Origin of the sequence: Mycobacterium sp., assembly GCF_052144515.1 — a bacterium.
In the GTDB taxonomy this organism is placed as follows: domain Bacteria; phylum Actinomycetota; class Actinomycetes; order Mycobacteriales; family Mycobacteriaceae; genus Mycobacterium.
This window is the reverse complement of sequence record NZ_JBKQQD010000005.1, coordinates 1-3,805: the sequence shown is the minus strand read 5'-3', so window position 1 is coordinate 3,805 and position 3,805 is coordinate 1. Positions and strand designations below refer to the sequence as shown.

5 protein-coding genes and 1 pseudogene are annotated in these 3,805 nt (G+C 62.0%); all 6 read right to left on the bottom strand.

What is annotated here, in order from left to right:
- A pseudogene (locus ACLP9N_RS00155) lies at positions 1 to 410 on the bottom strand (hypothetical protein); the annotation flags it as partial.
- Positions 411 to 715: 305 nt separating this feature from the next.
- On the bottom strand, positions 716 to 1,051 hold the full coding sequence (locus ACLP9N_RS00150; protein WP_442405503.1) for a hypothetical protein: 336 nt from the start codon (positions 1,049 to 1,051) through the stop codon (positions 716 to 718).
- Positions 1,048 to 1,473, bottom strand: coding sequence for a hypothetical protein (locus ACLP9N_RS00145; protein WP_442405502.1), 426 nt, complete (start codon positions 1,471 to 1,473; stop codon positions 1,048 to 1,050). The genes ACLP9N_RS00150 and ACLP9N_RS00145 overlap by 4 nt, the downstream gene beginning before the upstream one ends.
- 97 nt (positions 1,474 to 1,570) lie before the next feature.
- On the bottom strand, positions 1,571 to 2,401 hold the full coding sequence (locus ACLP9N_RS00140; RefSeq protein WP_442405501.1) for a TIGR04255 family protein: 831 nt from the start codon (positions 2,399 to 2,401) through the stop codon (positions 1,571 to 1,573).
- A gap of 188 nt (positions 2,402 to 2,589) precedes the next feature.
- Positions 2,590 to 2,757, bottom strand: coding sequence for a hypothetical protein (locus ACLP9N_RS00135; protein ID WP_442405500.1), 168 nt, complete (start codon positions 2,755 to 2,757; stop codon positions 2,590 to 2,592).
- A gap of 417 nt (positions 2,758 to 3,174) precedes the next feature.
- Complete coding sequence (locus ACLP9N_RS00130; protein ID WP_442405499.1) at positions 3,175 to 3,696, bottom strand: DUF1643 domain-containing protein; 522 nt, start codon at positions 3,694 to 3,696, stop codon at positions 3,175 to 3,177.
- Between the last annotated feature and the right edge of the window lie 109 nt (positions 3,697 to 3,805).

The window sequence follows — 3,805 nt, the reverse complement described above, 5'->3', positions numbered from 1 at the left end:
GTGAACGAAAACCACACCGCCGCGCCGGCGCCCTTCTTGGTAGCCAGGAACACCGGCGCGAACTCCTGCGCCACCCCGATCGCGGCCACCCCCGCCCGACCGGTCGCCGCCTGCCGCGCCAGATACGGCCGCATCCGATCGATCTTGCGATCGTCCTTACCGAAGCGCACCACCGGGATCTTGTTGTCGACGGCGAACCGATCCACCGCCCTGCGGAACGCGGTACCGATCTTGTCCATGATTGCCGGCGAGGGGATCGGATAGCCAAGATGCGCGGTCATAAACGACGCCACCTGCCCGCTCACCTGCAGACTCGGCACATAGCCATTCAGATAAATCCGATCCATGCACTCCAGATCCAGGCCTACATGCCCGTCGAGCACATCATTGACCGTCACCGTCTCAGCCATCACCCCAGCCTGACCGCAACACCCACCCCTGACCAGAGCCCACGCTCGGCGGTCAGAGGCGAAGCCTCACTGGTAGTCCTCCGACCAGAACAGTTTGGTTTTTATCGGTGCGGCTCAACTGCGTTCCTATCGGGAACTCCGCCAGGAGCGAAGTACGCCAGCCTACGCCGTGTGCGGCACCGAGGCCATCGCGCCTTCGGATCAGGGCGCCGATTCGTCGCTGCCGTGGTGAATTATCTTGGCGCCCAACGCGAGACGTTCACGGGCGGCCTTGTTTTCCTTTTTCGGTAGCCCGCAGTCGACGATCAGTGTGTGTGTGCCGCGTCGCGGAGATGACCGTCACTGTTGTCGGGGTACGGGTCGAACGCCACGCCCAACAATTCACTCCGAACATCTTGTACGACTAGCGAAAACACACCGTTCTTCGGTTCACGTTTGATGTCCACCCAACTCAATCCGTGCTTATGTAATATCGGCTCGCGGTAGCACGAGATTCCGTCGTCGTCCCAGCTCAGCGCGGCGAGCGCAATATGAATTTCTTTCGTCTCTTGGTCGACGACTGTCCAGTTTTTATGCGGAATGCTCGGCGAGTACCGGTAGAGCACTTCATCATTGCCAACTGAAGGGTCATTTGGCTTCACGACTTGAAGAGTTGATGCTGAACTCGCGGGCTGATCTTCAGCAGGAAACCCCGGGCCTCATTGATCGCACCCTCAAGCTCACTTTCAAGGAATGTCCGGGGATTTGGTTCGAAGTCACGACTAAACGCCTCAGAGCCACCGCTCAAGACGCCGCGGACGCTCATTCCGTCTGGCTCGAGTTCTATCGCGAGCCTGTCGCCACCAACTAGCCAGGTGACGTACAGGCCGCCGTTCGGTAGCGGGGAGAACTGCGGTGTTGCCAGCCCGTCGTCAACGGTCACCAGGTCGACAAGTAATAGCGCCAGGGTGGCTAGACCGGGCCGCAAGGCAATCCCCTTGCCCCCATCCCAGCCTTTGGGCAGGCGTCGAAGGCCTGCCAGCTCGCGCTGGGCATACCTTAAGACGTCCGCCCGCGACGGCATCGCCGGCGGGTTCCCCGATAAAACCCACGTGCGTGTTTCTTGATCCTGAGCGAACCGTGGCGCCACAGGAGCTTCAATTGTGCCCGACGTTGGCCGGTCAGCCGTTGCCTGCATCGTGCCTCCCCCATGCGGAATGTGCATTCTCTGTGGTCACCGAATCGAAGGTCAAAACGCCAGTGCGGTGCGCGGCGTCCAGGGAATTCATCACCTCTGACGCCTCACCTGTTGCAGTATCAATCTCAATTCGCGTGGATATCTCTAGCTGCATGTGTCCGTTTTCGGGCCGGAAGTTGAGCGCGATGTTCTGGTTACCCACTACCGGGCCGTCTGCTATCTCCCGCTCCAATTGATACGCGGCCGCGAGTTGACCGGTGAGTTTCCAATGAGGATTCAACGCGTTGACGAACGTGGGGATTTGGGTCGCACCCTCCATCGGCACCCGGTTGAAGAAGCTCACTTCGGCAACGCTTGGCTGCAAGACCCCGTAGTCGTCGCGGTAGTCGACGTAGGTGCTGAACTCTTGCCACACCTCAGCGAAATCGCCGCGGAGCCGCTTGTATCGGGGGTAAGGATCGTCGTCCTTGACTTTGCGCCAGTTCAACAACAGGCGATCATGCTGGACTTGAATCAGGGTCGACTGATCTTCAGTTAGCGACCAAAGTCGGATCGGCGGCGATCCGGCCTTCAACTGGAACGCCAGCATCGGGCCCCTTCCCGGCGGCGATAACGGCGGCGAGAGAGGTTGCTCGATGGTCCGCGGAAACCTGTCACGCCACAAATCATCCACAAGCCGAACAAGGCTGACCGTGTTCAAGCCAGGAAGTTGGAGGAAATGAACCCCGACAGCGACCTCGACCACCGGAGGCCGGTCAAACGACGGGAGATCATCAAAAGGACCAGTCTCTCCCATGGCTGTAATGGTAATCATCGTAACTTCGGGTCGCCTCACCTGGCCGTTTGGCTCGTTTCGGCCGTGTCGCGCGTGTGTCCCGCCCTACCGCGCTCGCCGAGACAAAACTACCTGATCGGATTAGGGCATCTCGGATAATCGCAGGGCACGACGCGCCGGCGAACTGGCAGCGAAACCGGGATGCGGCGGGCAGGCCGACCTCGTTTTCACCGTTCGCGCTCCACGTAGACGCAGGCGGGGACGTCGTACCGTGTTTCCAATTCTCGGCACGATGCGGCGGTGACGTGATTTAGCTCGGCTGCGAGGATGCCCAGCTCGACGATGGTGCCGTACCGTGCTTGCCACTCCTCCTCGGCGCCGCCCTGGCGCATCATCGGCGGCGGCCGATACGGAACCCACGTCGGTCAGTGCGACTTTGCCGACCACAAGGTGGTCCCACGGGGCATAACCGCGCAGGTTGACCCTGTATGAGCGGGCCCGCGCGATCGCATCGGACTCATGGAGGTAGGCATACACGCTCACGCTCCATCCCACCGCCTAACCGGCACAACCACGTCATCGACGTGCACTAAGACGGCAACAATCTCGTGGTCTGCTGACTCCGGCGCGGTAGGCGTACGCGTTCCTATCCCATCCTCGCAACGATTCTGTTGTGCCGCAACGAGTTTCAGCGACGGCACATAACGACGGTCAGCGCGCGCTGGCGACGGCCGCGGTCGACGTTCGGCGACGACACGCTATCCTGACGCGATCAGGCGTCGGCAGCCGAACGCATCGGCTGCTCGCCACGTTCAGTCTCTCCTCTCGGCCGGGTCGGGCTTGGGCCACGGCCACAGCCCCGCATCTCGGGGCAGGAACAGTGGGTGCTTCGGCGAACCGTCGTGGTTATAGCCCAGGCACATCAGGGCCGAGCGGCGGGCCAGGGCGGATATGGCATGTGCCCTAAGTGCCACCACCGGGTGGACACCCCAGCCGACCACCGTCAGCGGGCCGCGCTCTATCGCCAGGAAGCGGCGATTCCTCGGGCCTACCGGATCGTCGGCGACCAGCAGCCGGTCCGGGTGCGGGCTGCGCAGCGCGAACAGGTTCGTCACCCGGATACCGTGGAATCCCCAATCGCTAGCGAACTGGCAGCACTTGCGGGTCGAGGGATCATCCACCTGCGTGTCCGCCTTAGACGGGTTCAGCAGCACCCATTCCAGCAGCGGGCCATCCCCCCAGCGACGGGTCATCTCGTAGCGGTAACGGCCGTTCCGGGAGATCACCGCATTCCGCTCCACGTTCTCGAGGTCGAGTACCAGCTGGTCGCTCACGGCTGAACTGTAGCGCGGGGCTGCGAAGGAGATGTTCGGCCGGAATGGTTGGGCGGCGTGGCCCGTGCTTGAGCGTTGCTCCTATGTCAAGCGGCCGCCGTTTGGGGCG